Consider the following 22,022-nt stretch of genomic DNA (forward strand, 5'->3'; position numbering starts at 1 on the left):
CCCTCCCATTAAGAAACAACAACAGTAGCCACTGTGGTCGTCACGTTTTCTGCACCACTAGAGCTTAAGACGCAGTAGTAGTAATAGGTATCTGCCAAAAGGTCTGTTGGAATATCAAAGCTCGCAGAAGTTTCTCCATTAATGGAAGTACCGCCAGTGGTGCTATCGATGGTATTTTCATACCACTGATAGGTTACAGGGTTTGAGGTGTTGGAGCTTGCCACAACAGAAAGGCTTCCAGAAATGCTTCCTGCGGTTACTTCACTTAAGCTTGCTGGCTGGGTTGTGATGGTAATGGTTGGGGTTACGGCTGTGAAGTCTGGTTCATAAACGGATGTGAACCAGCTTGTAATGGTTGATGCCGATACGCCATTATCTCCTTCAGTAACTTCCGCTTTCCAAGGATGCTTGCTTTCTCCATCTAGTTTATTTCTTCTAAAGACGGTTCCCTCTATGGTGGGACTGCTAAATGTAATGGAGTCGCCTTTGGTAGCAAGACTTGTGGCGGGAACAGAGAAGATAACCCTGTAGAGCCAAAAGTAGCGATATTTTCCATTGGCCTTCTTGGCACGAAACCCAACTGCCACAGGGCTACCACCATCTTCACTTCTTGAAACCACCACATTGTTGCTGTCAATTTTGCAGCCGGTTAAATCCTGAGCTACAAGTGAGCCAATGTCATCAATTCCTAAACTTAAAGCACCACTCTTAAATTCTTTGACCACTTCGCTGGCACCGTCATCTGCATAAAGAATGGCTTCAATGAGCTCAATGCTCAGCTCTGCGGTCATGGCTTTAGCCAGCACTTTAGGGGTGCCATAGGTTTCGATGCCGTTTTGATCTTCTGTGATTTTTGCATAAAATAGAGAGTCCAATCCGATCGTTGCCATTTATTCTTCCTCCGTTTCATATTCTTTCATTACGTCAATGGCGTAATGATGAAATTTAGTATCATGTTCATAACCAACATACTGTCTATCCGTGATAGTGACCCCTCCGGATTGCAGGGCTTTTGTTAGTTCTTTCTTGCGCTTCATATAGTTCTTCTTAGTAAAAAGAGAAAGCCTTGCCTCTGAAACAATCATATAGGCCTCATTATCTGCAAAGAGATCAAGCCTATCAGACATGGGGGTGATGACCAGATATTCATCAGGCGGCGTATCAGAAAACACTCCGGTCTCCACAGGAATGTTTAGGGGTCCTAGTATGTGGTTTAAATCCGCAAGTAAGCTCATAGCTTTTCAATCTCCTTATCCAGTTCTGATTTCATAGTTTCAATGCATGCCTTCCGAGATGCGGACTTTGCTGGCTTCAAGAAGGGTTTAGGTGGCTGACCTGATTTACCGTATTCCAGGATATTTGCAATCTTGGCATTGGCATCTCCATCACCACGAGGCTCATTAAAACCAACCTTCACGTTGAAATTTCCATTTCGATCTAGCTTAGTGGGAGAGAGGCCCAGGGAAGATACCAGCTCACCGGTAGAACGACTTTTTTCTTTGGTTTCATTCCCAATAACACCTTTAAGGTTGGCTTTTACTTTATCAAGAACAACCTCGCCGCCAGCTTCTAAAACTTTCGAGACAATCTCATCTGTCTTATCACCAAGCTTTGTAAGCTTCATTAGAAACTCATCAGGCATTTTCATAGTTCCTTTAGCCACTTGGAACAACCTCCTTGGCCAGTACTTCAATATACATTCCCCGACCTTTCACATCCTCAACAGATGTTATTTCAAACCTTTTATCACCATGAATGAGCACCATGGATGTCGTTACAGTTAATCCAGGGATATCTCGAAAGCGAAAAAGGTCTGTGGCTTCAGAAAAGGAAGCTCTGTTTGCCCATTTCTCATTGCCATGGCGACCTTCACGGTAGGCTCTTACAGAAGCTACAATGTTATTAACTTCTGTTTTAAACCCTTCAAGATCTTTAATGGTGACGCTTTCTACAATATCGATAAAGGTATTCATTTTCCCAAAGCTCATAACTACACCTTCCAATCCCGATCAAGTCTCAGCAAGAGATTGACTGTGTTCCACACTTGCTGCCCAGCCTGAACATTATCTGAAAAGAAGCCACCGGTGCTGCCGTCCCTGGATTCATAAAAGTGGGACGACAGCATGATGATGGCTTGCTGTGTGGTGGCTGGCATAACTGCTTCCACGTAGTGGTTTTCAGGAAGATGCTGATAGCTTTCTGCATACCGGGTAGCAGCGGTGATGTACATCTCAAGGAGTTCATCATCAGCCGAGTGATCAAGAATAAGATTTGCTTTTACTTTTTCCAGCAGTGTCATACCGCCACCATCCTTTCATTAGTCTGAAATCATAAGCCCTGCAGTCTTAAGTTTGGTGAGGAGGGCATTAAAATCCGTAACCAAATCCTCAACTGTGGCAGCAGTACTTGCAGCTTGATTATCAAGAACAGGGAGGCCAGTAACGACCGCCCCTTCCTTGATTTCAAGAGTTCCACCAATAACGGTTTTTTCACCGCCCTGTTCGGTATAGTTCTTTGTGTTATAGCTCATAGGACACCTCCATTACGCTTTCTGCTGAAGCACTTTGATGGCTTCAGGTAGAATTAGCTTTCCATCCACACGCTGAGTAGCAACAAAGCCCACCTGGCCAGTAGCCGCATAGAGCTCATTAAGTCTCTTAAAGACTCTGCCTTGACGATCCGCTACCCAGTAGTAACCAAAGTCACCGAAGATGATGGACTTTGCAGATGCAGCAATGGTAGGAACGTAAGATGAAGTGTAAACAGGTCTGTTCAGAATGGTATCTGGCGTTCCAGCCTGAAGTGAAGGCTGCCAGATATACTGACCCTGACCATCTTTTAGCTTTCTAATGGCCTTAATGGTAGCATCGTTCATAACGAACACGGACTTGTTTCTGTAAGGAGACTTAAGAGAGTAGAAGAGGTCCAAAATCTCATCAATCGAAATGGCAGTGGCACTTGCAGCGGTTACACCAATTTGGGCTCCACCAGTGGCAGCAAGGATACCTGTAGGCTTTCCAGAACCATCTCCTGTGAAGAAGGCATCTTCTTCCTTGTTACCGATACGTCTTGCAAACTCTCTTGCGATATAGTTCTCAAGATTAAAGACGCTGTCATTTAGAAGCTCTTCCGATACCTTAATCATGGTACCCAGCTTGTAAGCGCCAATGGAAACCTGTCCAAAGCTATCATCGCTTTCAGGAATTGCACCTTCTTCATCGATCCAAGAAGCAGTGCCCTTGGAAGCTACTACCGGAATCTTACGATCTCCTGAAGAAGTGGAGATGACGTTGGCCAGCTTTCTGAAGATATTCTCTTCATCCAGGGCTTCAATAAGTGTACGTTCGAACTCATCCGGTACTAGATAGCCACCTTCAGTGTCAGTACCAATCTGCAGTGCGTTCTTAATCACCGGATCGAGTCCCTCACCAGAACGGGTTCTCATGGCATTCCAGAAGGCTTTCTGGTATTCTGCAGAAGCTCTGCCGCCTTTGGATTCCATACCCTGGAAGATAGGTTTTCCGGTAAGTGGTGTGTTAAGTGGCTTTGAAAGCTCGCGGTCCAGTGCTTCTTGCTTTTCAAGACGATCAATCTCTTTACCGAGGGCAACCACATCCGCTTCCATTTTTTCATAGGTTGCAGTGTCTTCAGCAGATACAATTCCATCTGTACCTCTTTTGGTATCCAGGAAGGCTTTAGCAGCTTCCCAGGACTTTGCTCTTTTTTCACGCAGTTCAAGAATTTTATTCATAGTGTTTTCCTCCTAAAATTTAGTGTTGAATCAAAGAAAGCCGCTTTTCTAGCGACTCAATTGGGGTGCCAATATTCTCTTTTGCTAGTTTGGGTTTTACCTTATCAAGCAGGGAGTTAGTTACAGCTCTGCGGCTAAAGGCATAGGTAAAGTCCTCAGTCTGATTTCTTTTCTTTTCATCCTCCAAGATGCCATCAGCAAAGCCAAGCTCGATGGCTTTTTTCCCATTGAGCCAGGTCTCCGCATCCATAAGATGGGAGAGCTTTGTCCTTGACTGACCTGTCTTGATTTCATAGGCATTGATGATGCTCTCTTTCACTTCAGAAAGCATAGCGATGGCCTTTTTCATTTCCTCACTGTCTCCAATGGCCACTGTAAGGGGGTTATGGACCATCATTAGGGCTGTTGGTGCCATAAGCACCGTTGTCCCCGCCATGGCGATGACTGAGGCGGCTGAGGCTGCAATACCGTCAATCTTTACGGTAACAGTGCCTTTGTAATCCATCAGCATGGCGTAAATCTGACTAGCAGCAATGCAATCACCTCCTGGAGAATTGAGCCAAATAACAATGTCACCCTCACCGGCAGTAAGCTCTGCTTTAAATGCCTTAGGGGTGACATCATCGTCAAACCATGAGTCTTCGGCAATAACGCCGTCTAGGTAGAGTGTTCGGACGCCAGTGTCTTCATCTCGTGCCCAGTTCCAAAACTTCTTCATTAAGGTTCCTCCGTTTCTTTGATATTTGCGAACGCGCCTGCGTCCTGTAATTTAGTCATGGCACCATTGATGAGGTAGAGGTCGCCACCTAAGGATTCTGGAATTCTATCCAGATTCTCAAGCTCCCTGATATCATTGGTGCTCATCCAACCGTTCTGCCTTGCAGTGGCATATCCACTCATTCGACTTACATAATCACCACGCAGTAGGCCATCCACGTTAAACTTGATAAACACATTAGGTTTCTCACTTTCCATGAGTAGTGCTCTGCACATGGACTGTTCCCAGCGGACCACCCAAGGATCGAGAGTGTATTTTACAAACTCAAGTGATTGCTGCTCGATGTTACTAAAGGATGATTTCTCAAGGTCAGCAAGCATATGAGGTGGAACTCTGAAGATACGAGCGATCTCATTGATCTGAAATTTTCTGGTTTCAAGGAACTGTGCCTGTTCAGGTGAAATACCAATAGGCTGATACTTCATACCTTCTTCAAGAACAGCCACCCGGTGAGCATTTCCACTTCCTTGATAGGCTGCGTTCCAGGATTCTTTAATCTTCTGAGGATCCTTGATAGTACCGGGATGTTCTAGGACACCACCAGGTGATGCACCATTCGCAAAAAACTTAGCTCCATATTCTTCTGTAGCAATAGCAAGGCCCACAGCATTTTTCGCCATGGCTATGGGTGAATAGCCTACCAGTCCGTCAAAGCCAAGTCCTGGGATATGAAGGACATCTGATGGTGAAAGATAGACCTGATTGTCTCTACCGAGAGTAGGAGCATCCTCGCTGCCACGCTGATACAAATAGAAAAGCCGACCACTTGAATCGCGATCGACCGTCATTTTGTTTGGCATCAGTGGGTAGAGGGAGATTACTTCGCCTCTTGCATTTCGAATAATCTGAGCATAAGCATTTCCCCACAATAGAAGATGACTCATCAGCGTTTCTCTAAACGCAAAGGAAGTCATCTCAGGATTTGGTTCATCATGGAGCAACTTGTAAAGTGGGTGTTTAAGGTTTTTCTCCTTGCCCCCTGAATCGTTGTGTTTGTAGACATGAAGTGGTAGGCCAGCCAACGTCTCTGATAAGATTCTTACGCAGCTGTATACTGCAGTCATTTGCATAGCGGTTTGCTCATTGACCGGCTTACCAGCACTAGTACTTCCAAAAAAGAAGCTGTAATAACTTCCTGAAAGAGTATTTTTAGGTTTATCACGCGCTTTAAATATCCCTTGCAGTATTCCCATGGACATCACTCTCCTTTAAATGGGCATGAAAAAAGCACCTACCATGTGATAGACGCTTAAGTTCAGCCAAAAAATGTTATAAAAAGTATATGATAACACTGAGACCAGCTAATAAAATGATTACTTTCGCTGCTGAAAAAACTACTGAATATGTTTTTCTTCGGCGTATTTCATCTGCCGTTTCAACAATTGCACCCAGTAGTGGCAAATGAATCACATTTTTATTCTCTCCCGCTATTGGTGTATACAAATGCACCCTTGATCCATCAGTATGAGTGTAGTCCAATATTTTGTCAATGTGATAGTATAATCTTCTAAAAATCAATTGACTATCCACCGATAGTTCTTTTGCCAATTCTTCAATATCAATTGAAACATAAATTTCGTTATTTGCAGGTTTCGAATCATCTAGGTAATCACTAAAAAAAGCAGAGTGTCTGTTGTATATTTTTTTTAATATCTCTTCGTCTGTCAGCTTCTTATCCACGATGTCACTCCCCTGAACATTTGAGTATATTATATCATGTTGCAACTAACTTACTGGATATGTTCTCTTAAAGTTAATTGTTTTCGATTGAGATTAGGCATTTTTAATTCTCCTGTCTTAATTCTTGCTACCGTTTCTTTTGCTTTGGAAACCGATTCTAGTAATACCCTTGGGTCGGACCCGTCTATTTGTTCCAAAACATATAGGACTTTTTCTGCCTTAATAATTCGAATTGCTGCATTCACCCTAGTCCTTGTGCCAACAGTATCTTTATCATAGTACCCATGTTGGTGCGAATGGTACTCATCAATCAACTTGTTCTTTAACACTTTATCATCTAGTTCTTTAATTCTTGTCAGCAAATCAACCATATACAATCCTAAAAAAGATTGGCCTGCAGATTTTATGTCATCATCGATTTTCTCAATGCTCCTAGGTTCTTTATCCATATAAGACACCTCCACTTTTCCTTTAGTATATCATGGAAAAATGCAGCTGGCTTATGATTCTGAAGAATCATAGAGTGGCTACAGATCAAAATATCAATAATCCCCTCTCATCATAAACTGATGTTCCAGGTCCTCCGCCACACCTTATCGCCCTATCGAGTGCCATGATGGTTGCTACAGCACCATCTATTTTTTCTGTACTCTTTTCCTTGTCTGCCTTTATGTTTCCTGCAGGGTCGGTTCGTATAAAGATGTTGTCCATCATCCAGCGAAGAACAGGATGTCCTCCGTGAGCAATTTTCTGTTCCAATGTCAGCTTCATCAGTTCCTTTGTTGGTGGAGACATATCCTTGAAGCCCTGCCCAAAAGGTACAACGGTGAAACCTAAATTCTCTAAGTTCTGTGTCATCTGAACTGCTCCCCAGCGGTCAAAGGCAATCTCGCGGATGTTATATTTCATTCCAAGATCCTCAATGAAAGTCTCGATGAAACCGTAATGGACTACGTTACCTTCGGTAGTTAGAAGGAATCCTTGTTTTTCCCACACATCATAATTCACATGATCCCGCCTAACCCTAAGGTCAATGCTGTCTTCCGGTATCCAGAAGTATGGAAGAACCACATACTTGTCATCTTCATCCTGTGGAGGGAAGACAAGTACAAAGGCTGTAATATCAGTGGAAGAGGAGAGGTCCAGCCCGCCATAACAGACGCGACCTTTGAGGCTTTCTGGATTAACCGGAAAAGCACAGGCATCCCATTTATCCATAGGCATCCAGCGAATGGCCTGCTTCACCCATTGATTGAGTCGTAGTTGCCTGAAACTATTTTCTTCAGCAGGGTTTTGTCTTGCAGACTCATAGGCCATCTTTACTTTATCCATGCTGACCGTGATGCCAAGGGAAGGGTTTGCTTTCTTCCATACCTTTGGGTCGGACCAATCATCTTCAAGAGCGGCACCATAAATGACGGGGTAGAAGGTAGGATCGTTCTTTCTTCCTGCCATGATATCCAGTGCTTTTTGATGAACCTCCCAGCAGATACTATTTTGATTATCTCCAGCAGTGGTGATTAGAAAGTACAAAGGCTGCATCCTGGCATCACCACTACCTTTTGTCATAACATCATAGAGTTTTCGGTTAGGTTGAGTATGAAGTTCATCAAAGACAACGCCATGGGTGTTAAAGCCGTGCTTGTTTCCAACATCCGCAGAGAGCACTTGATAGATGCTTCCGGTGGGTTGGTAGATCAGTCTTTTCTGTGAGTCCAGAATCTTTACCCGCTTGGATAAGGCAGGGCACATACGTACCATATCAGCTGCCACATTAAAAACGATGGAGGCTTGGTTGCGATCTGCAGCGCAGCCATAAACCTCAGCACGCTCTTCGTTATCACCACAGGTTAAGAGCAGGGCAACAGCCGCCGCAAGCTCACTTTTTCCCATCTTCTTTGGTATCTCTACATAAGCAGTATTAAATTGACGATAGCCATTTGGTTTTATGGTTCCAAATAAATCCCGGATGATTTGTTCTTGCCAATCTATTAGTTCAAAAGGCTTTCCCGCCCAGGTTCCTTTGGTATGGGAGAGGCATTCAATAAAACCAACTGCATAGTCCGCCATCTCCTTGCTGTAATGGGAATCTTTCGCCATGTAAGAGGTTGGTTTATACTTCTTTAGTTTTCGGATATGCGGACACCTCCTTTAAAAAGACATAAAAAATAGACCATAAGGTCTTCTGTAACGAGGAAAAGAGCTATGCAGCCCTATTCCGCTATGCGTTTCTATCTTGTTGTTAATTGTATTTCTTCATCAAAGCTTCAAGCGCAGCTTGTGCATTGGCGTCGATGGGTTCAATGTCCCAGCCTCTATCAAAGTTTGCAATGATCTGGCCATCTCGCTTTAGCATCAGTTTTGAAATCCTACCTTCATCAATGCCGTAAGGGGAGCCTGAGTCAAAGCTTTTGATCCAGTAATGTATGGTTCTGTTCTCGACTTCGATTTTACCTTTTCTCCACATGGTCTAAGTCCTCCTTAAATCCTAACCAAGATTGCTGGTAGAATTTGATTTTCGCCGGTCTGCCAGTCGGTATAGCTTGTCTTAACCTTGGTAAGTCCGTCCATCCTGCAACCGTGCTTTTCAAATTCGGCAAGGGTTGCGATCAGTCCTGAGAAGGTGCTTGAAATGGTAATGTGGTCAATTCCGTAGGCTTTGCAGGCTTTAACAATGAGTTCGATGTCGTAATCCCAAATGACCTCGGAAAAGTCGATGGTGTCGTTTCCCGCTTCCTTGCTTCTTTCGTAGGCCCAGTACATGGTGCTGTTGATTCCAGAGTCCTTAAAGTTTGCGCCGGTTGCTTTGGCTTCTTCAAATGCTTTGATTTCTTTCATGTTCTCATCCTCCATTTAGTGTGTTTTGTTTTGGTATTACATATATCACTCTAAACGAGAATAATAGCAAGTCATTTCTGTAGTAATAGAGCAGGTTTCTGGCCTAGAGGCTAATCTTCAATCCCACAGTAGCGTGGATAGTCGTAGCCTTCAGGATTGGTGAGTATCTTTTCACCGGTGTCTTTGTTAATGACCCTAATGCATCGAAGTTCACCTTTTTCGTTGGTCCCGCCATCTGACTTCTTGATCCAGGGCTGATCCTCTAGAAAATCACTGGTGAACTTCTTGAACTCTGAATCACTGAGTTCAACTTCTCGAATCACAGTGTAATCAGAACCAATGACGCCATCTTCTTTTGCCTCTTCGGTTGCTTCTTTTAGTTCCTTAAGGTTGTAGAACTTTCGACCAAATAATGCCTTCATTGCTATGCCTCCTCCCTGGATTTTTCATCGATTACCTTGCAGGAATCAATGCCGTAAACCACATTCAAGCTGCTGCCGTTGTCCCACTGAACCATGATGGAGCCTGTGTCATCCACGCCCCACACGGTGCCTTTTGTGCCCGTTGGCGGTGCTTGCATATCATCCATCCAAAGGAGCTGAACTCTAGCGCCAGCGGGGTACTGCTTGCGTAGGTGGGCCAGTCTTTCTTTACTGATCGGTTTCATTTGGAGTACCTCCTTTGAAAGCACTGCTGCCTGATAGGTTTTGAAGGAGAATCTTTCTGTGGGTTTTGAATCCTTCTCCAATAAATCCAAGGCGGAGAAGGAAGCACCTAAATGCGTATTTCTCATTGTCGACTTCTTTCTCTTTTACGGTGATTCTCTTTTGGGTTTTCGCCATCTCACAAAGCTTTGTAATGAACTGGGAGTAGGCTTTTATCTCATCCGGATCTGGTAGCTTTGAAAACCAGGGGAAGCTAATGCGCTCTTCGTCGGCTTCAATGGGAAGTGCATCCACATTCAGTGCTTTCTTAATGAGGTTGCCTTTGGCTTCTAGCAGTTTGGATAGCTTCTCCAAGTCTTCATTGGAAAGGGAGTCTTTTGGAATCTGGATGATGAGTCCAGTTTCATCTTCAGCCGGAACCGGTTCATCCATCTCAGGTTCAAACCCTGCATCTAAAAGCTTTTTCATCAGCGTCTTGATATTGTCCTGATCCAATTCGTTGTCAAAGGTTAGCTTTCCGTCTTTTCCGATGTGGTAGGGTCCGACCTGGTAAGCACAAGATGGAACTCCCAGGTATTTTGAAGGAACCTCTGTGATTTCACTGATGAGCTTCACCAGCTTTTTACGTTCGTTACCAGTTACGTTGTAATTGATTTTCATGGTATTGACCTCCTTGTTTTTTGCTTACTACATATATCACTCTAAGTGATGTTAATAGCAAGTCTATCTTTCGATAGTTGTGTTATTTATTTTCAGGGAGGTCGCTGTAGCGGTATTCTTTGCCGCCACGCAGGAGATAAACGTCATCTGAGGACTGTGCTCCAGAAATAAATCTTTCAACTATAACGTCACAAAACTTCTCATCAAGCTCAATGGTATGACAAATCCGCTGGGTCTGGTCACAGGCAATGAGGGTGCTGCCAGAGCCGCCAAAGGGATCAAGGACGATGCAGTTACTGAGACTTGAATTAAGGATTGGATGAGCCACAAGAGCCACCGGCTTCATTGTTGGATGAGAGCCATTCTTCTTAGGTTTTTCAAATTCCCAGATGGTTGTTTGCTTCCGATCAGCGTACCAGTTGTGCTTGCCTTTTTTCTTCCATCCAAAGAGCACCGGTTCATGCTGCCATTGGTAGGGAGACCTACCAAGGACCAACGATTGCTTTTTCCAGATACAGGTGCCGGAGAGGTAGAAGCCAGCTTCAGCAAATGCCTTTCTAAAGTTCAGCCCTTCCGTATCTGCGTGAAAAACATAGATGGAAGAATCCTGGGTCATGGCAGCTTCTGTATTGGTAAAGGCAGCCAGGAGAAATTCATAGAATACAGAATCACCCAAATTGTCGTTTTTGATTTTACCGGCAGAGCCTTCATAGTTTACATTGTAAGGGGGATCCGTCACCACAAGGTTTGCCAGCTTTCCATCCATGAGAAGTGTGAAGGTTTCTGCCTTGGTGGAATCACCACAGACCAGTCTATGGGGACCAAGCTTCCAGACGTCACCAAGTTTTGTCATGGCGGGTTTTTCCAGCTCTGCATCCACATCAAAATCATCATCGTGAATGCCTTCTTTCAAGGAATCTTTAAACAAGTCATCCAGTTCAGAAGGATCAAAGCCTGTAAGGGAGACATCAAAGTCAGCACCCTGCAGATCAGCAATAAGTAGGGCTAGCTTATCCTTATCCCAGTCGCCAGAAACTTTGTTCATTGCAACGTTTAATGCTTTTTCCTGTTCAGTGTTTAGATCTACCACAACGCATTCTGCTTCCTTTTGACCTAGATGCTGAAGCACACTAAGCCTCTGATGGCCTGAAATCACAGTGTTATCATTATTTGCATTAACGACGATAAGCTCCACATATCCAAAATTCTCAATAGAGGCTTTTAGCTTTTCAAACTCTGGATCTCCAGGCTTTAATTCTTTTCTAGGATTGTAGACTGCAGGATTCAGATCTGACAGCTTTATTTTTTGTATATTCATATTGAATCACCCTCTTGGAGAAACTTCTCCGCCGCCTTTCTTAAGTTTAGATTGAAATCCACGTTCTCCCACGGGAAGAGTAATGAGTTAAAATGACCGTAGGTTGCTGTATCAGAGTAGATTGCATTTCGAAGGCGCAGCTTTTCATTGATAGCAGCTGGACGTAAGTTAAAAATCTCTTTTACCAGTTCACTTAAATCTTCGTCACTGATTTTAGCTGTACCAAAGGATGTGACATTAACTGAAACTGGATTTGCTTTTCCAATGGCATAAGAAATAGCGACCTCGCATTTATCAGCAAGTCCGCTCCAAACAATATTTTTAGCAATGTACCTGGCCATATAAGCACCACTTCGGTCAACCTTTGTTGGGTCCTTTCCACAGAGAGCTCCGCCACCATGGGAAGCCAGACCACCATAGGTATCCACCATGATCTTTCTGCCAGTCAGCCCTGTATCAGCAGCAGGACCACCTTCAACAAACCTGCCTGATGGATTGATGAGAATTTCCGTTTCATCATCCAGTGGGAAGTCCTCAAAGCACTGCCAGAGAACGTTGTTTAAGATATCTGCTTCTAATTGCTTTTGGGTTTTGTCCTCGTGGTGCTGCACAGAAACTACCACAGTTTTAACGCGGACAGGTTTATCCCCATGATACTCAACAGTAACCTGTGCTTTGCCATCGGGGAGGATACCCTTGATGATGCTTCCTTTGCGACATTCATCAATGCGCTTTACGATTCTATGAGAGAGAAGTAGTGGTAGAGGGAGTAGTTCACGGGTTTCGTTGGTAGCATATCCATATACAGTGCCTTGATCACCAGCACCGATGGAACCGTATGGATCAATAATTCCATTTCTTGCTTCAAGTGCTGTATCTACACCAGCAGCGATATCTACACTTTGATGATGTACAAACACAAATACTGTAAATTTCCAAGGATTGTATCCCACCTCACGAAGTACATTTTTGACGATAAGTCGGATGTTGATTTTTTCGCTGCAGGTGATCTCGCCCGCCACGATGATTTTACCTTTAGTAGCCATGACCTCACAGGCCACACGTGAAGCTTTGTCTTTTCGAAGGCAAGCATCCAGAATGCTGTCAGCGATTAAATCAGAAAGCTTATCAGGATGTCCCTTGCAGACACTTTCTGCGGTTCTGTAGTTTTTACTCATATCATTATCTCCCATCTGTTTTTATTTGCCCCTTCGAGCAGAAAGCAGTCTCTCCATCACATCATCCTGAGGATTTGATCCTTTGTAATCGCCAGTACAGTTTTCTTTTACGATCTGGAATATTTCAAACCACAGACGATTGGTTTGGTTCATGTAGTTCTGACCCATGGATACATAAGGACTTTGAATGGCATTTCCTGTAGTGGGGTGTTTTGCAAGAAAACCATATTCAGTAATGGCTTCTTCACACTGAATCCAACGAGCAACACTCATGGCATACCTTTCAAGGAGCTGTGGAGAAACCAGAGCAGCGCAGCCACGCTTATCCAGCCACTGCCATGTGGCTTTGTAGATTTCACCAGCCACCAGAGCTTTCCCATCTTTTTGAATGGCTTCAAGCATCTTATTTGGTTCAGGCATTTCTTGTCCCTCAAGATCTGCAGTATCTGAAAACTCCATCACCGTCAGTTTCCTGCCACCAAGATTTCCTTCGGCTATTTTGTCAGCCAGAGGTTTCTTTTTTGCCCCTGCACCAACACGAGCGCCACCTCTGTTCGTACCGTCTTTTGCCAATGATCACACCTCCTTTACAAAGTGGGGGGCTATACCCCCGTTTGAATCTGCGTTTTTTAACACGACACCCCAGGCCGCTGTCCGGAATTTTTAGTCGTACAGATATGACCTTCCCCACCGGTCGCCACTCTCAGCGGTAATCTTTGAGTGACAGGACTTACAAAGGGCCATCAGGTTACTGGTTTCATTGCCACCGCCTTTGGAGAGAGGGAGGATGTGGTGCACTTCTTCAGCAGCTTTAATCCTTCCGTTCCTATCACACTCCTCACAAAGAGGATGGGCTTTGATGTAGCGGTCCCTGATCCGCTTCCAGGACCTGCCGTAGCGTTTGTTGGAAGCTGGGTCACGTTGGTACTGGTTGTAGCGTTTTGTTACCACCTTCTTGTGCTCAGCGCAGTACTCTCCGCTGTCTGAAAGCCGACCGCAGCCTGGGTAAGCACAAGGACGCTTGGGTTTGTATGGCATGGGTTCACCTCCTTTGGGCATAAGAAAAGCCCTCATGGGGTGTTCCCAAGAAGGCTTGTTTACATTATTATCTCTCAATTATAGCGTACTAAAAAAAACAACTGCACTCAAGTGGACTTATGTGGACTTTACTATCCTCTTAGAAGTTTTCTGCTTTTAAGTACTGCATTGATTCCAGGGATTAGCTTGGTCACATTCTTATTGATGTTATCAGTTGTGATTCTAATCATCTCCCAACCATCACCGAGTTTGTTGATGATGACCTCATCTCGGATACGCTCATAGTTCTGTCTGTCTTTCCCATGATAAATCTTGCCATCAATCTCAAGGGCAACTTTCATCTCAGGCAAAATGAAGTCAACAGAGTAGTCGAAGATTTTCACCTGGTGGAACGCTTTAACGTTACGACGGATAAGTTCAAGTGCCACCATTATTTCTTCAGTACTCTGATACCACCCAGTCTTGTTCAGGCTCTCTTCTACAAGACGGATGGCATCCTTGTAGTGTTCAATGCCGGTGATTTTTGAGATCCTTTTTATGGCGTTTTGCAGCTTCATCTGTTTCTTATCCGTACTGATCACTTCCCCTTCTTCTCGCGCCTGCCGAACCAGTTCAGCCCTGCAGTCCTTGCAGGTATATTTAGTACCACGAGTGTATGTCCAACTATAAACAGGTGTATCGCAGATATGGCAAAGTGGATAATAACAATTGGAATCTCTACCATCCTTACCAATGGTTATTCCGTCTTCTATTGCTTCATGCCATCCCATTCTTATTCTCCCTCCCAGCTAATACAGCATCTACAGCTCTAAGCGCTTTACGATGAAGCTTCAGCACCCAGCTTACAGAATAATCAAGGTCGTAAGCAATATCTTCCCAAGGCTGATATGATAGGTAGCGTTTCTCTAGAATCAGCCTGTATTCAATGTTGTTCACACCTTGGATGATCTCAATAATGTTAATCTTACACTTCAGAAGTTTGGCAAGATCATCGTTCAAATTGTTTTTAATATCTATAATCTTACAGACAGCATCTGCCATATGAGATACTGATTTGCTGGGGTTATTAGGCATTCCATTTATGGCCGAAGTGCAGTTCATAGCCATATTCTCCAGGGATGCCACTTGCTCAAGCTTACTGTTTATTCTTTGATCCAATCGATAGGCTTTACTAAGATATTCTTTAGCATTCATTGTTTGACCTCCTCTTTCAGTTTTCGGAGAAGTATCTCCGGTTCTACCGCTGTAAGTTCTCTATACCAATCAGAGCGTAAAAACCTCTCTACTTCAGCTTTTGTATGTTTTGCAGATTCATGGCGAGGATACTTCATCAGCTTCTTCAGCGCATCCCTGTATTCCTTGACTGCTAGTAAAACTATGGCATTGGCTAAGTCTTCATATGGATCGCTCATTGCTTCACCTCCAGCTTAGCTTTTACAGCATCGATTAAAGATGCTTGTGTTTTTTCTTTTTTTGTAAGTGCTGTCATCACATCTTCATCTATGGTGTCCTTGGTAATGATGTGGTGAATGACAACAGTATCCTTTTGCCCTTGTCTGTAGAGGCGAGCATTGGTTTGCTGATAGAGTTCCAATGACCAGGTGAGTCCAAACCAAACAAGTGTGGAACCACCACTTTGAAGGTTAAGTCCATGTCCAGCACTTGCAGGGTGGATCACTGCTACAGGAATTTCTCCTTCATTCCACTCTTCAATATCTCTTGATGACTTTAGCTGCCTTGCTGGAAATCTCTTCTGAATCCGATCAAGATCATGCTTAAACCAATAAGCTATAAGGACTGGTTTTCCGTTAGCCCCTTCAATTAAATCTTCAAGGGCATCAAGTTTTCTATCGTGAATAAAATGCGCCTTGTTCTTCTCGTCATAGACAGCACCGTTTGCCATCTGAAGGAGTTTTCCTGAAAGTACTGCAGCATTTACTGCATCGATTTCTTCTGCTCCTAAACTTGCTACCATATCATCTCTAAATCCAGAATAAATGGCCCGCTCTTTTTCATTTAAATACACAGGCACTGTGTTTATTACGCATTCAGGCATTTTTAGATAATCAATGGACTTCATAGAAATGGTGATATCGGATATCTGACTATAGATCTTTTCTTCTGCTCCTGGCAGGAGTTTATATGAAAAGATGATCTGACCATTGCGTTTATCCGGTATGAAGTAGGTATTACGGTAGTGAGTTATGTACCTACCAAGCCTCTGTCCCAAATCCAGAATACGAAACTCGGCCCAGAGATCCATAAGCCCATTACTTGAAGGTGTACCCGTCAACCCAACAATTCTTTTTACTTTAGGTCTTACTTTTAGAAGGCTTTTAAAACGCTTAGCACTGTATGATTTAAAAGATGATAACTCATCAATAACCACCATATCAAAGTCAAAGGGGATGCCACTTTTGTTTACAAGCCAATCTATATTTTCACGATTGATGATATAAAGTGTGGCTCTTTTCCTAAGGGCATCTTTTCTCTCTTTTTCAGTTCCAACAGCTACAGAATAGGATAAGCCTTTTAGATGATCCCACTTTTTAATTTCAGAAGGCCAAGTATCCCTTGCCACTCTTAAAGGGGCTATAATCAGTACTTTTCTGATTTCAAATCTATCAAGGCATAGACTGTAAATAGACGACAAGGTTATAACGGTTTTACCGAGACCTAACCCATGTCCAAAAACAGTGCTGATATCTCATTCTTATCGATATAGTCGATACAAAATTTTTGATAGTCATACGCTTTGAACATCATAAGGGCATCACCTCCTCTATCACTTTCAAAGGTATTTCTCCCTTATCAAAGAACTTTCTAATCTGAGCGTGATATCTCATATGATCTGAACTTGAAGAGAAAACCATCAAGTTATCAGGATCATTATTTCTTCGATTGCCGTCAATGTGATGTACAACCTCATTCTTTTTTAATTTTCTACCAAGTTTTTGTTCTGCCACCACCCTATGAGCATGTCTCCCATAATATTTTGTATATGTTTTTCCTTCACCTGTACCTAGCCTAGCTTTTCTTATTTTTGCTCTCATCTCTTTTGTCATCTTTGTCGGGTTCAACTTGCGATTTAACTCTGAGAAATGCTCTGACATATTTGTATAGTCTTTGAGTTCATGATATCCAGTAGGGTTTATAATTTTATTGCTAAAATCGGATAAACACTTGCGAGAACAAAAATTATGCTTTTTTATTTGTGATGGGTATTTATAAATTTCTTTACCACACCAATTACATTCTATTTTTAATTTCATCAAGCACCCCTCCAATCTGCTCTACACCATCAATGCAGTAAACCAAAAATCCTAACGCTTCCAGTTGTGTTTTTCTCTTTACTTGCAGTGGACGCATCTTATTGCCTGGAGCCTTTAATTCAACAAAGGCCATTCTTCCCATAGGTAAAAGTACAATACGATCTGGCACACCATCTAACCCCGGACTTACAAATTTTGGTGCGATGCCTCCCCTCTCTTTAACTGCTTTTACAAGCTTTTGCTCTATATATTTTTCAGTCACTTGTTTACCTCCCATCTGTCACAAGAACACAAAATCACAAGCGTTTCCCTATATTTACTAACGCGCGTATACGTGCACAAGTATTCACTATCTACTTATAAGAAAAAGCATTTCTAATATAAGGGAAAAACTTGTGTTGTGTTGTGTCACCTATTCGCCATATTGATAAAGTCGCTGCCTGCCATAGATCGGCAAACGCTTAATATTGCTGGTTCGTTCCCATCCGGGAATCTGCGCCATAAGAGCAGCGATTTGATAACTATCAGTGGTCTTTAACTCTGGGAGATTACGATTGAAGCATTCACACCATATTTCTGCATTGCTTACTGAGGTTCTTGTAATAGTTCCTGTATGCACTGGCCTGCCAAATTCGGTTCCACTTAGGTAGTTTCTACGGGCAAACAAGTCCATACTATCCCAATCATCTGGTAGTAAGGTATTCAGGTACTCCTCCACCATACCAACACGCTCATCAGCCTCCATGGCACCCTTTTGGGCCTTTTCAGCTTCTTCTAAAATATCACCCTCCAGATATAGCTTTTCGCCTGAGTTCCATATTTCTTTTGCTTCAGCCCAGAACTGCTGCCTGTATTCTTCAGAGAAGTTCCAGGTCTTCTTCTGTTTTTTCTGATGCACTTTGATGATCCAGAAGCGGCGGTTTCCTGTGATGTCACGCAAATATCCGCGCTCTCCATTTACTGTTGCAATAACGATGCACTGTCTGGGATGGCTTTCCACCACTCTTCCGTAGGATGGTCTATATTTATCGTCTGAGGTTGAGAGGAATGCTTTCACCTTTTCAATATCCGCTTTTTTCATTCCAGCAAGCTCACCAATTTCAACCACCCAGAAACCCTGCAGCTTTTCAGCACCCGACTTGTCGTCCATATCGGTTAGAGATAAAGTTTCAGAATAGTACTCTGCTGTTACCAGGTCTTTCACAATTGTGCTTTTACCAATACCCTGATCGCCATCAAGCACTGGAACGCAGTCAAACTTAATTCCTGGAACATATATCCGCGCAACTGCCGCTGCAAAGGTCTTTCTAGTCACTGTGCGTATATACTCAGTGTCATCAGCCTGAAGATATTTGATGAAAACATCTTCCACACGTTTTACTCCATCCCACGCAGGAAGGGAATCAAGATAATCCCTTATAGGGTGAAATCTCCGATCATCAGCAACCTTGGTAAAAGCAACATCGTGGTTTCTGCTTGAGAACGGAAGGTAGCGAATATCCATAATGGACTTAAGCTGGGCTGTGTCGGCGTCTCTCCAAAACACGTTACCTTCCGGTCTTTCCCACGGAAGAGGCCCTGTGACCTGGATACGGTTCGATAGCTCGTTATATGCAAAGTTCTTGAAATCGGGGTCATTATTAAGAATAAGGTTTAAGTTGTATACGCTGTTTTCAAGTAAACTTGATCTAGGCTGATACCTCAGTCTTGATTTCCAATCATCTCCACTATCAGTAAAATCCACTTCAGCTTCTGCAAGTTTTTCATTGGTAGCAAAGACTTTTACCTCATCAATTTTCATGGCAAAATCACACATATTCTTAAAGGACTTCTTATCATCCTCATCACCAAATTTATGGATACGAACGATGTCAAAGGCATTGCATAATTTTAGGTATGCCGGGTCCTTGGCATGATGGCTGTACACGAACTTGCCACCTTCTTTGATTTCAACACCCGCCATACTGCTTGATTCTATAAAATGGTAACGATCTGCATTTTCTGTTGGCTCGTAGACATCTGACAAAAATGCATCGATTGCTTTTGTAACAGGGAAGTAGACTCTATTGAAAAGCCCAACAACACCCTCCTTTTCAAGAGGGTCCTGTACCTTCTCATGCGAAACTGTATTTGCCTTGCTCTCCCTAGATGAAGTGGGAAGTCTTGTAGGATCAGTCCATTCGGGATGAGCAGTTAAAATATCATCTGGATTAAGCCAAGTTTTGTCTACTTCCTTATAGATAAATTTTCCGTTGGATGGCGTACTTGGCCAGTACATCAGCTGGTTTGGCAAATAGGAGCATTCATCGAAATAATCCATGCCAAGCATCTGTGCTAAATATCTTGAAACTGCTACAAATTCCTCCGAGGTTACATCTCTTGTTAGGGGAAAAATAAGACGCACCCGTGGATTTTCTTCTGTGCTACTATGGGTTGAATAAAGAACAGAGGTATATGCAGCATTCAACTCACAGTTTTCAAGAAATTCACTATTAATTCGGTCACCATCTAAGGCAATCATAGAACGTAGCTCCACAGTATCAATTTTCCTGCGACCGCCTTTTAATACACCTGCAACAAAACCACCATGGTCTTTTGCATTATCCTTTTGTGCTTTGCTAAGCTTGGCATATTCTTCAGCTGATTCTGTCGTCCTAATTGGAGTCTTCAATCTATCTTTTAGCTCATCAAATGTGATTTCTTTGTTGACCCACTTCTTTGCCTGTCGGCTATTCCCATAGGCAATGGCTAGTTTTCTCAACTTAATAACCTCCTTTCAAACGAGGTCTTTGTCCATGTTCAAATCTTGCCTTAATTACTTTTGTTTTTTTCATAAAGCCTCTACCTCCTCAAAATCCTTATTGAAATACCTGACCGGTTGCCTGCGTTTCTTTGCTTTTTCAATTTCAATACTCATGCCTTTTGAGATAACATCACCGAGTACCCATACTTCCTGGCACTTGCCCATAAGGATGATATCCATGAAAATAGCGAGATCACGTTCTTTCTCATTACTGTCATCCATGAAAGGGAATAGAAGGTGCGGGGTCAGTGGGATACATCCACGATTGAAAGCAAATTCTGCAAACTGAGTGGCTTTTAAAACATTTTCCTTAACAGCCCCGTGAAAAGGGGCACATATATAAACCAAAGGACGAAAGGCAGGTTTTGACGCTACCTTTTCTTTTTTTACAATATTGGTTAGTGCTTCATGGGGAGTAGGGTCATAGTATCCTTCAGCATTGAATTTATTTATGTTCATCATAGCTACCTCCGGCTCTAATCTTTTTACTACATTCGCTACAATATATTGCAGTACCAAATAAATCACTTTCACCATCACCTAGGATTTCTGCAATATCCACCACTACTTCAACACCACACATCGGGCAGTGGCAAAAAACATTCTCATCTGTTATTTCAATGGATATCTCCATGGAATCATTCAATCTTTCTTTCACATAAAACATAGTAAGAGCCCTCCTTAATTCTTCTCTATTTTGGTTTTGTACCATTCCAAGTAACGCTTGCGCTGCCCATAATCTGGGACAGCTACTAACAAACCAACATCTACTTTTTGTAATGTGTCTAGCATCGTAATCTGCTCATCAGATAAGTAAGGCCTGATGCTTTTTCCTTTTTCAATGCCGTTTGCTAATCTGAACTGCTTTGCAGTCATTCCAACAACGATGCGATTTAACATATCGCATTCATTACTGAAGTGATATGGTTTAGGATTTTCATGCAGCAGCTTTATGTTTGCGGTTAATAATGGAAACTCTTGTCTTGCAGAAACAAGTGTTTTTATGAAGCACTCCATTTCATTAAATCGTTTGATGTATAACTCTTTGAACTTCATTGCTTTCTGCCCTGTATATCCCATAACCAACATAGTGAATCCATCACGAGTCATGGCATAAGCCTTTTGTTTTCTGTTCCAACCATCCGTGTATGAGGTTGGCTCAAAATTGAGCTGAGCAAATTCTGTGCTTAACCCAGATTTGGGGTCAGTGATTTTAGCAATGTCACGCAGAACATTTTTATGTTCCTTCTCGAAGAACTCTGCTACAAACAAACTATCCACTCTTGCCGTATCTTTGGTGTCGGCAAACACACCATATTGGTCTTTAGGTATTAATTCTCTCATCAGAATTACCTCCTTAAATTTTTTTGGGGGTCTTGACCTCCTACCTGGTAGCCTTGGGAGAAGGTCAAATCTGACGGTTTTTATATTCTTGTTCCAATTTTTTTGTTGCTCGTTTTAACTTCTGGGTAATGTTGTTTTCATCAGCACCTATGGAGCTGGCATATTCGCGGATTGACATACCGTCTATGCGAACTGCGATAAACATATCCGCCCAATCTTCTTTTTTACCAAGCACCTTGCGTATCCATTTACAAACATCTTCGTGCTCGTATTGGTAAGCACGATTGATTTCATCTTTTTGGAAAACTCTAGCATCAGCCACTTCTTTCATTAGAGGTTCTGAAGTGTCATATTCCTCACCTTCATCATTAGGGCTTGCTTTTGAATAACCCCTATGCCTGTCAAACTTGTGCCAATTGTTGTATTCTGGCTTGTTGAACTCTTCATTGAAGGTATCTTGTATTAAGCGATCTTTATCTTTTTTAGGAAGCTCATCACCTTCTAGGGACAGACTAATCCACATTTCTTCAGTTTCTTTTTCATTGAGTTCGATGGTTTGAAGTTTGTTTTCATATCTTATTGATAATCTCATTAGATTCTCCTATTCCGGTCTAACAAGACGGCGGAGAACTAATGAGTCTTTGGAAAACAACGACCAACAGAGTTACTTCCTAAAAATACGTATAGGAAATAAAAC

Annotated in this window: 32 protein-coding genes; all 32 read right to left on the reverse strand. The window is 42.8% G+C overall.

The window, feature by feature from the left end:
* Positions 1-8: 8 nt before the first annotated feature.
* Positions 9-890: a major tail protein gene (locus AMET_RS19735; RefSeq protein ID WP_012065055.1), complete on the reverse strand. Its 882-nt coding sequence runs from the start codon at positions 888-890 to the stop codon at positions 9-11.
* On the reverse strand, positions 891-1,235 hold the full coding sequence (locus AMET_RS19740; protein WP_012065056.1) for a hypothetical protein: 345 nt from the start codon (positions 1,233-1,235) through the stop codon (positions 891-893).
* Positions 1,232-1,663 (reverse strand): HK97-gp10 family putative phage morphogenesis protein, encoded by a 432-nt coding sequence (locus tag AMET_RS19745; RefSeq protein WP_012065057.1) that lies wholly within the window; start codon positions 1,661-1,663, stop codon positions 1,232-1,234. The genes AMET_RS19740 and AMET_RS19745 overlap by 4 nt, the downstream gene beginning before the upstream one ends.
* Complete coding sequence (locus AMET_RS19750; RefSeq protein WP_012065058.1) at positions 1,656-1,988, reverse strand: head-tail adaptor protein; 333 nt, start codon at positions 1,986-1,988, stop codon at positions 1,656-1,658. Before AMET_RS19750 ends, AMET_RS19745 begins: the two co-directional genes overlap by 8 nt.
* A 2-nt stretch (positions 1,989-1,990) precedes the next feature.
* Positions 1,991-2,299, reverse strand: a complete 309-nt coding sequence (locus tag AMET_RS19755) for a head-tail connector protein (RefSeq protein WP_012065059.1) — start codon at positions 2,297-2,299, stop codon at positions 1,991-1,993.
* Between the two features lie 18 nt (positions 2,300-2,317).
* A complete protein-coding gene (locus AMET_RS19760; RefSeq protein WP_012065060.1) occupies positions 2,318-2,530 on the reverse strand; it encodes a hypothetical protein in 213 nt (70 codons plus the stop codon).
* A gap of 12 nt (positions 2,531-2,542) precedes the next feature.
* Positions 2,543-3,751 carry a phage major capsid protein gene (locus AMET_RS19765; protein WP_012065061.1) on the reverse strand — a complete coding sequence of 403 codons (1,209 nt, stop codon included), beginning with the start codon at positions 3,749-3,751 and terminating at the stop codon, positions 2,543-2,545.
* Between the two features lie 19 nt (positions 3,752-3,770).
* Positions 3,771-4,469 carry a head maturation protease, ClpP-related gene (locus AMET_RS19770; RefSeq protein ID WP_012065062.1) on the reverse strand — a complete coding sequence of 233 codons (699 nt, stop codon included), beginning with the start codon at positions 4,467-4,469 and terminating at the stop codon, positions 3,771-3,773.
* On the reverse strand, positions 4,469-5,722 hold the full coding sequence (locus AMET_RS19775; protein WP_041721144.1) for a phage portal protein: 1,254 nt from the start codon (positions 5,720-5,722) through the stop codon (positions 4,469-4,471). The genes AMET_RS19770 and AMET_RS19775 overlap by 1 nt, the downstream gene beginning before the upstream one ends.
* 76 nt (positions 5,723-5,798) lie before the next feature.
* Positions 5,799-6,209 carry a hypothetical protein gene (locus tag AMET_RS24560; RefSeq protein ID WP_012065064.1) on the reverse strand — a complete coding sequence of 137 codons (411 nt, stop codon included), beginning with the start codon at positions 6,207-6,209 and terminating at the stop codon, positions 5,799-5,801.
* A gap of 50 nt (positions 6,210-6,259) precedes the next feature.
* A complete protein-coding gene (locus tag AMET_RS19785) occupies positions 6,260-6,658 on the reverse strand; it encodes a hypothetical protein (RefSeq protein ID WP_012065065.1) in 399 nt (132 codons plus the stop codon).
* A gap of 85 nt (positions 6,659-6,743) precedes the next feature.
* Positions 6,744-8,309 carry a terminase large subunit gene (locus AMET_RS19790; protein WP_012065066.1) on the reverse strand — a complete coding sequence of 522 codons (1,566 nt, stop codon included), beginning with the start codon at positions 8,307-8,309 and terminating at the stop codon, positions 6,744-6,746.
* A 142-nt stretch (positions 8,310-8,451) separates the two neighbouring features.
* Entirely contained in the window at positions 8,452-8,676 is a 225-nt protein-coding gene (locus AMET_RS19795; RefSeq protein WP_012065067.1) for a DUF7678 domain-containing protein, read from the reverse strand.
* A 14-nt stretch (positions 8,677-8,690) separates the two neighbouring features.
* Positions 8,691-9,047, reverse strand: coding sequence for a DUF7698 family protein (locus AMET_RS19800; RefSeq protein WP_012065068.1), 357 nt, complete (start codon positions 9,045-9,047; stop codon positions 8,691-8,693).
* A gap of 110 nt (positions 9,048-9,157) precedes the next feature.
* The gene (locus tag AMET_RS19805; protein ID WP_012065069.1) at positions 9,158-9,469 is read right to left on the reverse strand and encodes a hypothetical protein; all 312 of its coding nucleotides are present in this window, start codon (positions 9,467-9,469) and stop codon (positions 9,158-9,160) included.
* A 2-nt stretch (positions 9,470-9,471) separates the two neighbouring features.
* On the reverse strand, positions 9,472-9,714 hold the full coding sequence (locus AMET_RS19810) for a DUF4314 domain-containing protein (protein ID WP_012065070.1): 243 nt from the start codon (positions 9,712-9,714) through the stop codon (positions 9,472-9,474).
* Positions 9,698-10,372 (reverse strand): hypothetical protein, encoded by a 675-nt coding sequence (locus AMET_RS19815; RefSeq protein WP_012065071.1) that lies wholly within the window; start codon positions 10,370-10,372, stop codon positions 9,698-9,700. The genes AMET_RS19810 and AMET_RS19815 overlap by 17 nt, the downstream gene beginning before the upstream one ends.
* Positions 10,373-10,454: 82 nt before the next feature.
* Complete coding sequence (locus tag AMET_RS19820) at positions 10,455-11,690, reverse strand: site-specific DNA-methyltransferase (protein WP_012065072.1); 1,236 nt, start codon at positions 11,688-11,690, stop codon at positions 10,455-10,457.
* A complete protein-coding gene (metK, locus tag AMET_RS19825; RefSeq protein ID WP_012065073.1) occupies positions 11,687-12,868 on the reverse strand; it encodes a methionine adenosyltransferase in 1,182 nt (393 codons plus the stop codon). Before metK ends, AMET_RS19820 begins: the two co-directional genes overlap by 4 nt.
* Positions 12,869-12,889: 21 nt before the next feature.
* The gene (locus AMET_RS19830) at positions 12,890-13,441 is read right to left on the reverse strand and encodes a P27 family phage terminase small subunit (RefSeq protein ID WP_012065074.1); all 552 of its coding nucleotides are present in this window, start codon (positions 13,439-13,441) and stop codon (positions 12,890-12,892) included.
* A 90-nt stretch (positions 13,442-13,531) separates the two neighbouring features.
* Complete coding sequence (locus AMET_RS19835; protein WP_012065075.1) at positions 13,532-13,906, reverse strand: HNH endonuclease; 375 nt, start codon at positions 13,904-13,906, stop codon at positions 13,532-13,534.
* Between the two features lie 131 nt (positions 13,907-14,037).
* Complete coding sequence (locus AMET_RS19840; RefSeq protein ID WP_012065076.1) at positions 14,038-14,676, reverse strand: DUF559 domain-containing protein; 639 nt, start codon at positions 14,674-14,676, stop codon at positions 14,038-14,040.
* Positions 14,663-15,100 (reverse strand): DUF1492 domain-containing protein, encoded by a 438-nt coding sequence (locus tag AMET_RS19845; protein ID WP_012065077.1) that lies wholly within the window; start codon positions 15,098-15,100, stop codon positions 14,663-14,665. Before AMET_RS19845 ends, AMET_RS19840 begins: the two co-directional genes overlap by 14 nt.
* On the reverse strand, positions 15,097-15,318 hold the full coding sequence (locus AMET_RS19850; protein ID WP_012065078.1) for a hypothetical protein: 222 nt from the start codon (positions 15,316-15,318) through the stop codon (positions 15,097-15,099). The genes AMET_RS19845 and AMET_RS19850 overlap by 4 nt, the downstream gene beginning before the upstream one ends.
* Positions 15,315-16,559: a DEAD/DEAH box helicase gene (locus tag AMET_RS19855; RefSeq protein WP_012065079.1), complete on the reverse strand. Its 1,245-nt coding sequence runs from the start codon at positions 16,557-16,559 to the stop codon at positions 15,315-15,317. The genes AMET_RS19850 and AMET_RS19855 overlap by 4 nt, the downstream gene beginning before the upstream one ends.
* Before the next feature lie 109 nt (positions 16,560-16,668).
* Positions 16,669-17,178, reverse strand: coding sequence for an HNH endonuclease signature motif containing protein (locus AMET_RS19860; protein WP_012065080.1), 510 nt, complete (start codon positions 17,176-17,178; stop codon positions 16,669-16,671).
* Positions 17,156-17,440 carry a VRR-NUC domain-containing protein gene (locus AMET_RS19865; RefSeq protein ID WP_012065081.1) on the reverse strand — a complete coding sequence of 95 codons (285 nt, stop codon included), beginning with the start codon at positions 17,438-17,440 and terminating at the stop codon, positions 17,156-17,158. The genes AMET_RS19860 and AMET_RS19865 overlap by 23 nt, the downstream gene beginning before the upstream one ends.
* Before the next feature lie 150 nt (positions 17,441-17,590).
* Complete coding sequence (locus AMET_RS19870) at positions 17,591-19,939, reverse strand: virulence-associated E family protein (protein ID WP_012065082.1); 2,349 nt, start codon at positions 19,937-19,939, stop codon at positions 17,591-17,593.
* Between the two features lie 69 nt (positions 19,940-20,008).
* Positions 20,009-20,443 (reverse strand): DUF7768 domain-containing protein, encoded by a 435-nt coding sequence (locus AMET_RS19875; protein WP_330368621.1) that lies wholly within the window; start codon positions 20,441-20,443, stop codon positions 20,009-20,011.
* A complete protein-coding gene (locus tag AMET_RS19880; RefSeq protein ID WP_012065084.1) occupies positions 20,427-20,648 on the reverse strand; it encodes a hypothetical protein in 222 nt (73 codons plus the stop codon). Before AMET_RS19880 ends, AMET_RS19875 begins: the two co-directional genes overlap by 17 nt.
* A 14-nt stretch (positions 20,649-20,662) precedes the next feature.
* Entirely contained in the window at positions 20,663-21,325 is a 663-nt protein-coding gene (locus tag AMET_RS19885; RefSeq protein ID WP_012065085.1) for a Rha family transcriptional regulator, read from the reverse strand.
* Between the two features lie 64 nt (positions 21,326-21,389).
* Entirely contained in the window at positions 21,390-21,917 is a 528-nt protein-coding gene (locus AMET_RS19890; protein WP_012065086.1) for a hypothetical protein, read from the reverse strand.
* Positions 21,918-22,022 lie beyond the last annotated feature (105 nt).

Origin of the sequence: Alkaliphilus metalliredigens QYMF (assembly GCF_000016985.1) — a bacterium.
In the GTDB taxonomy this organism is placed as follows: domain Bacteria; phylum Bacillota; class Clostridia; order Peptostreptococcales; family Natronincolaceae; genus Alkaliphilus_A; species Alkaliphilus_A metalliredigens.

What these genes read in the sequence shown, in the direction of transcription:
- AMET_RS19735 (WP_012065055.1), bottom strand. Translation starts at nt 890, where the DNA reads ATGGCAACGATCGGATTGGACTCTCTATTTTATGCAAAAATCACAGAA.
- AMET_RS19740 (WP_012065056.1), bottom strand. Translation starts at nt 1,235, where the DNA reads ATGAGCTTACTTGCGGATTTAAACCACATACTAGGACCCCTAAACATT.
- AMET_RS19750 (WP_012065058.1), bottom strand. Translation starts at nt 1,988, where the DNA reads ATGAGCTTTGGGAAAATGAATACCTTTATCGATATTGTAGAAAGCGTC.
- AMET_RS19755 (WP_012065059.1), bottom strand. Translation starts at nt 2,299, where the DNA reads ATGACACTGCTGGAAAAAGTAAAAGCAAATCTTATTCTTGATCACTCG.
- AMET_RS19760 (WP_012065060.1), bottom strand. Translation starts at nt 2,530, where the DNA reads ATGAGCTATAACACAAAGAACTATACCGAACAGGGCGGTGAAAAAACC.
- AMET_RS19765 (WP_012065061.1), bottom strand. Translation starts at nt 3,751, where the DNA reads ATGAATAAAATTCTTGAACTGCGTGAAAAAAGAGCAAAGTCCTGGGAA.
- AMET_RS19770 (WP_012065062.1), bottom strand. Translation starts at nt 4,469, where the DNA reads ATGAAGAAGTTTTGGAACTGGGCACGAGATGAAGACACTGGCGTCCGA.
- AMET_RS19775 (WP_041721144.1), bottom strand. Translation starts at nt 5,722, where the DNA reads ATGGGAATACTGCAAGGGATATTTAAAGCGCGTGATAAACCTAAAAAT.
- AMET_RS19785 (WP_012065065.1), bottom strand. Translation starts at nt 6,658, where the DNA reads ATGGATAAAGAACCTAGGAGCATTGAGAAAATCGATGATGACATAAAA.
- AMET_RS19790 (WP_012065066.1), bottom strand. Translation starts at nt 8,309, where the DNA reads ATGGCGAAAGATTCCCATTACAGCAAGGAGATGGCGGACTATGCAGTT.
- AMET_RS19795 (WP_012065067.1), bottom strand. Translation starts at nt 8,676, where the DNA reads ATGTGGAGAAAAGGTAAAATCGAAGTCGAGAACAGAACCATACATTAC.
- AMET_RS19800 (WP_012065068.1), bottom strand. Translation starts at nt 9,047, where the DNA reads ATGAAAGAAATCAAAGCATTTGAAGAAGCCAAAGCAACCGGCGCAAAC.
- AMET_RS19805 (WP_012065069.1), bottom strand. Translation starts at nt 9,469, where the DNA reads ATGAAGGCATTATTTGGTCGAAAGTTCTACAACCTTAAGGAACTAAAA.
- AMET_RS19810 (WP_012065070.1), bottom strand. Translation starts at nt 9,714, where the DNA reads ATGAAACCGATCAGTAAAGAAAGACTGGCCCACCTACGCAAGCAGTAC.
- AMET_RS19815 (WP_012065071.1), bottom strand. Translation starts at nt 10,372, where the DNA reads ATGAAAATCAATTACAACGTAACTGGTAACGAACGTAAAAAGCTGGTG.
- AMET_RS19820 (WP_012065072.1), bottom strand. Translation starts at nt 11,690, where the DNA reads ATGAATATACAAAAAATAAAGCTGTCAGATCTGAATCCTGCAGTCTAC.
- metK (WP_012065073.1), bottom strand. Translation starts at nt 12,868, where the DNA reads ATGAGTAAAAACTACAGAACCGCAGAAAGTGTCTGCAAGGGACATCCT.
- AMET_RS19835 (WP_012065075.1), bottom strand. Translation starts at nt 13,906, where the DNA reads ATGCCATACAAACCCAAGCGTCCTTGTGCTTACCCAGGCTGCGGTCGG.
- AMET_RS19840 (WP_012065076.1), bottom strand. Translation starts at nt 14,676, where the DNA reads ATGGGATGGCATGAAGCAATAGAAGACGGAATAACCATTGGTAAGGAT.
- AMET_RS19845 (WP_012065077.1), bottom strand. Translation starts at nt 15,100, where the DNA reads ATGAATGCTAAAGAATATCTTAGTAAAGCCTATCGATTGGATCAAAGA.
- AMET_RS19850 (WP_012065078.1), bottom strand. Translation starts at nt 15,318, where the DNA reads ATGAGCGATCCATATGAAGACTTAGCCAATGCCATAGTTTTACTAGCA.
- AMET_RS19860 (WP_012065080.1), bottom strand. Translation starts at nt 17,178, where the DNA reads ATGAAATTAAAAATAGAATGTAATTGGTGTGGTAAAGAAATTTATAAA.
- AMET_RS19875 (WP_330368621.1), bottom strand. Translation starts at nt 20,443, where the DNA reads ATGATGAACATAAATAAATTCAATGCTGAAGGATACTATGACCCTACT.
- AMET_RS19880 (WP_012065084.1), bottom strand. Translation starts at nt 20,648, where the DNA reads ATGTTTTATGTGAAAGAAAGATTGAATGATTCCATGGAGATATCCATT.
- AMET_RS19885 (WP_012065085.1), bottom strand. Translation starts at nt 21,325, where the DNA reads ATGAGAGAATTAATACCTAAAGACCAATATGGTGTGTTTGCCGACACC.
- AMET_RS19890 (WP_012065086.1), bottom strand. Translation starts at nt 21,917, where the DNA reads ATGAGATTATCAATAAGATATGAAAACAAACTTCAAACCATCGAACTC.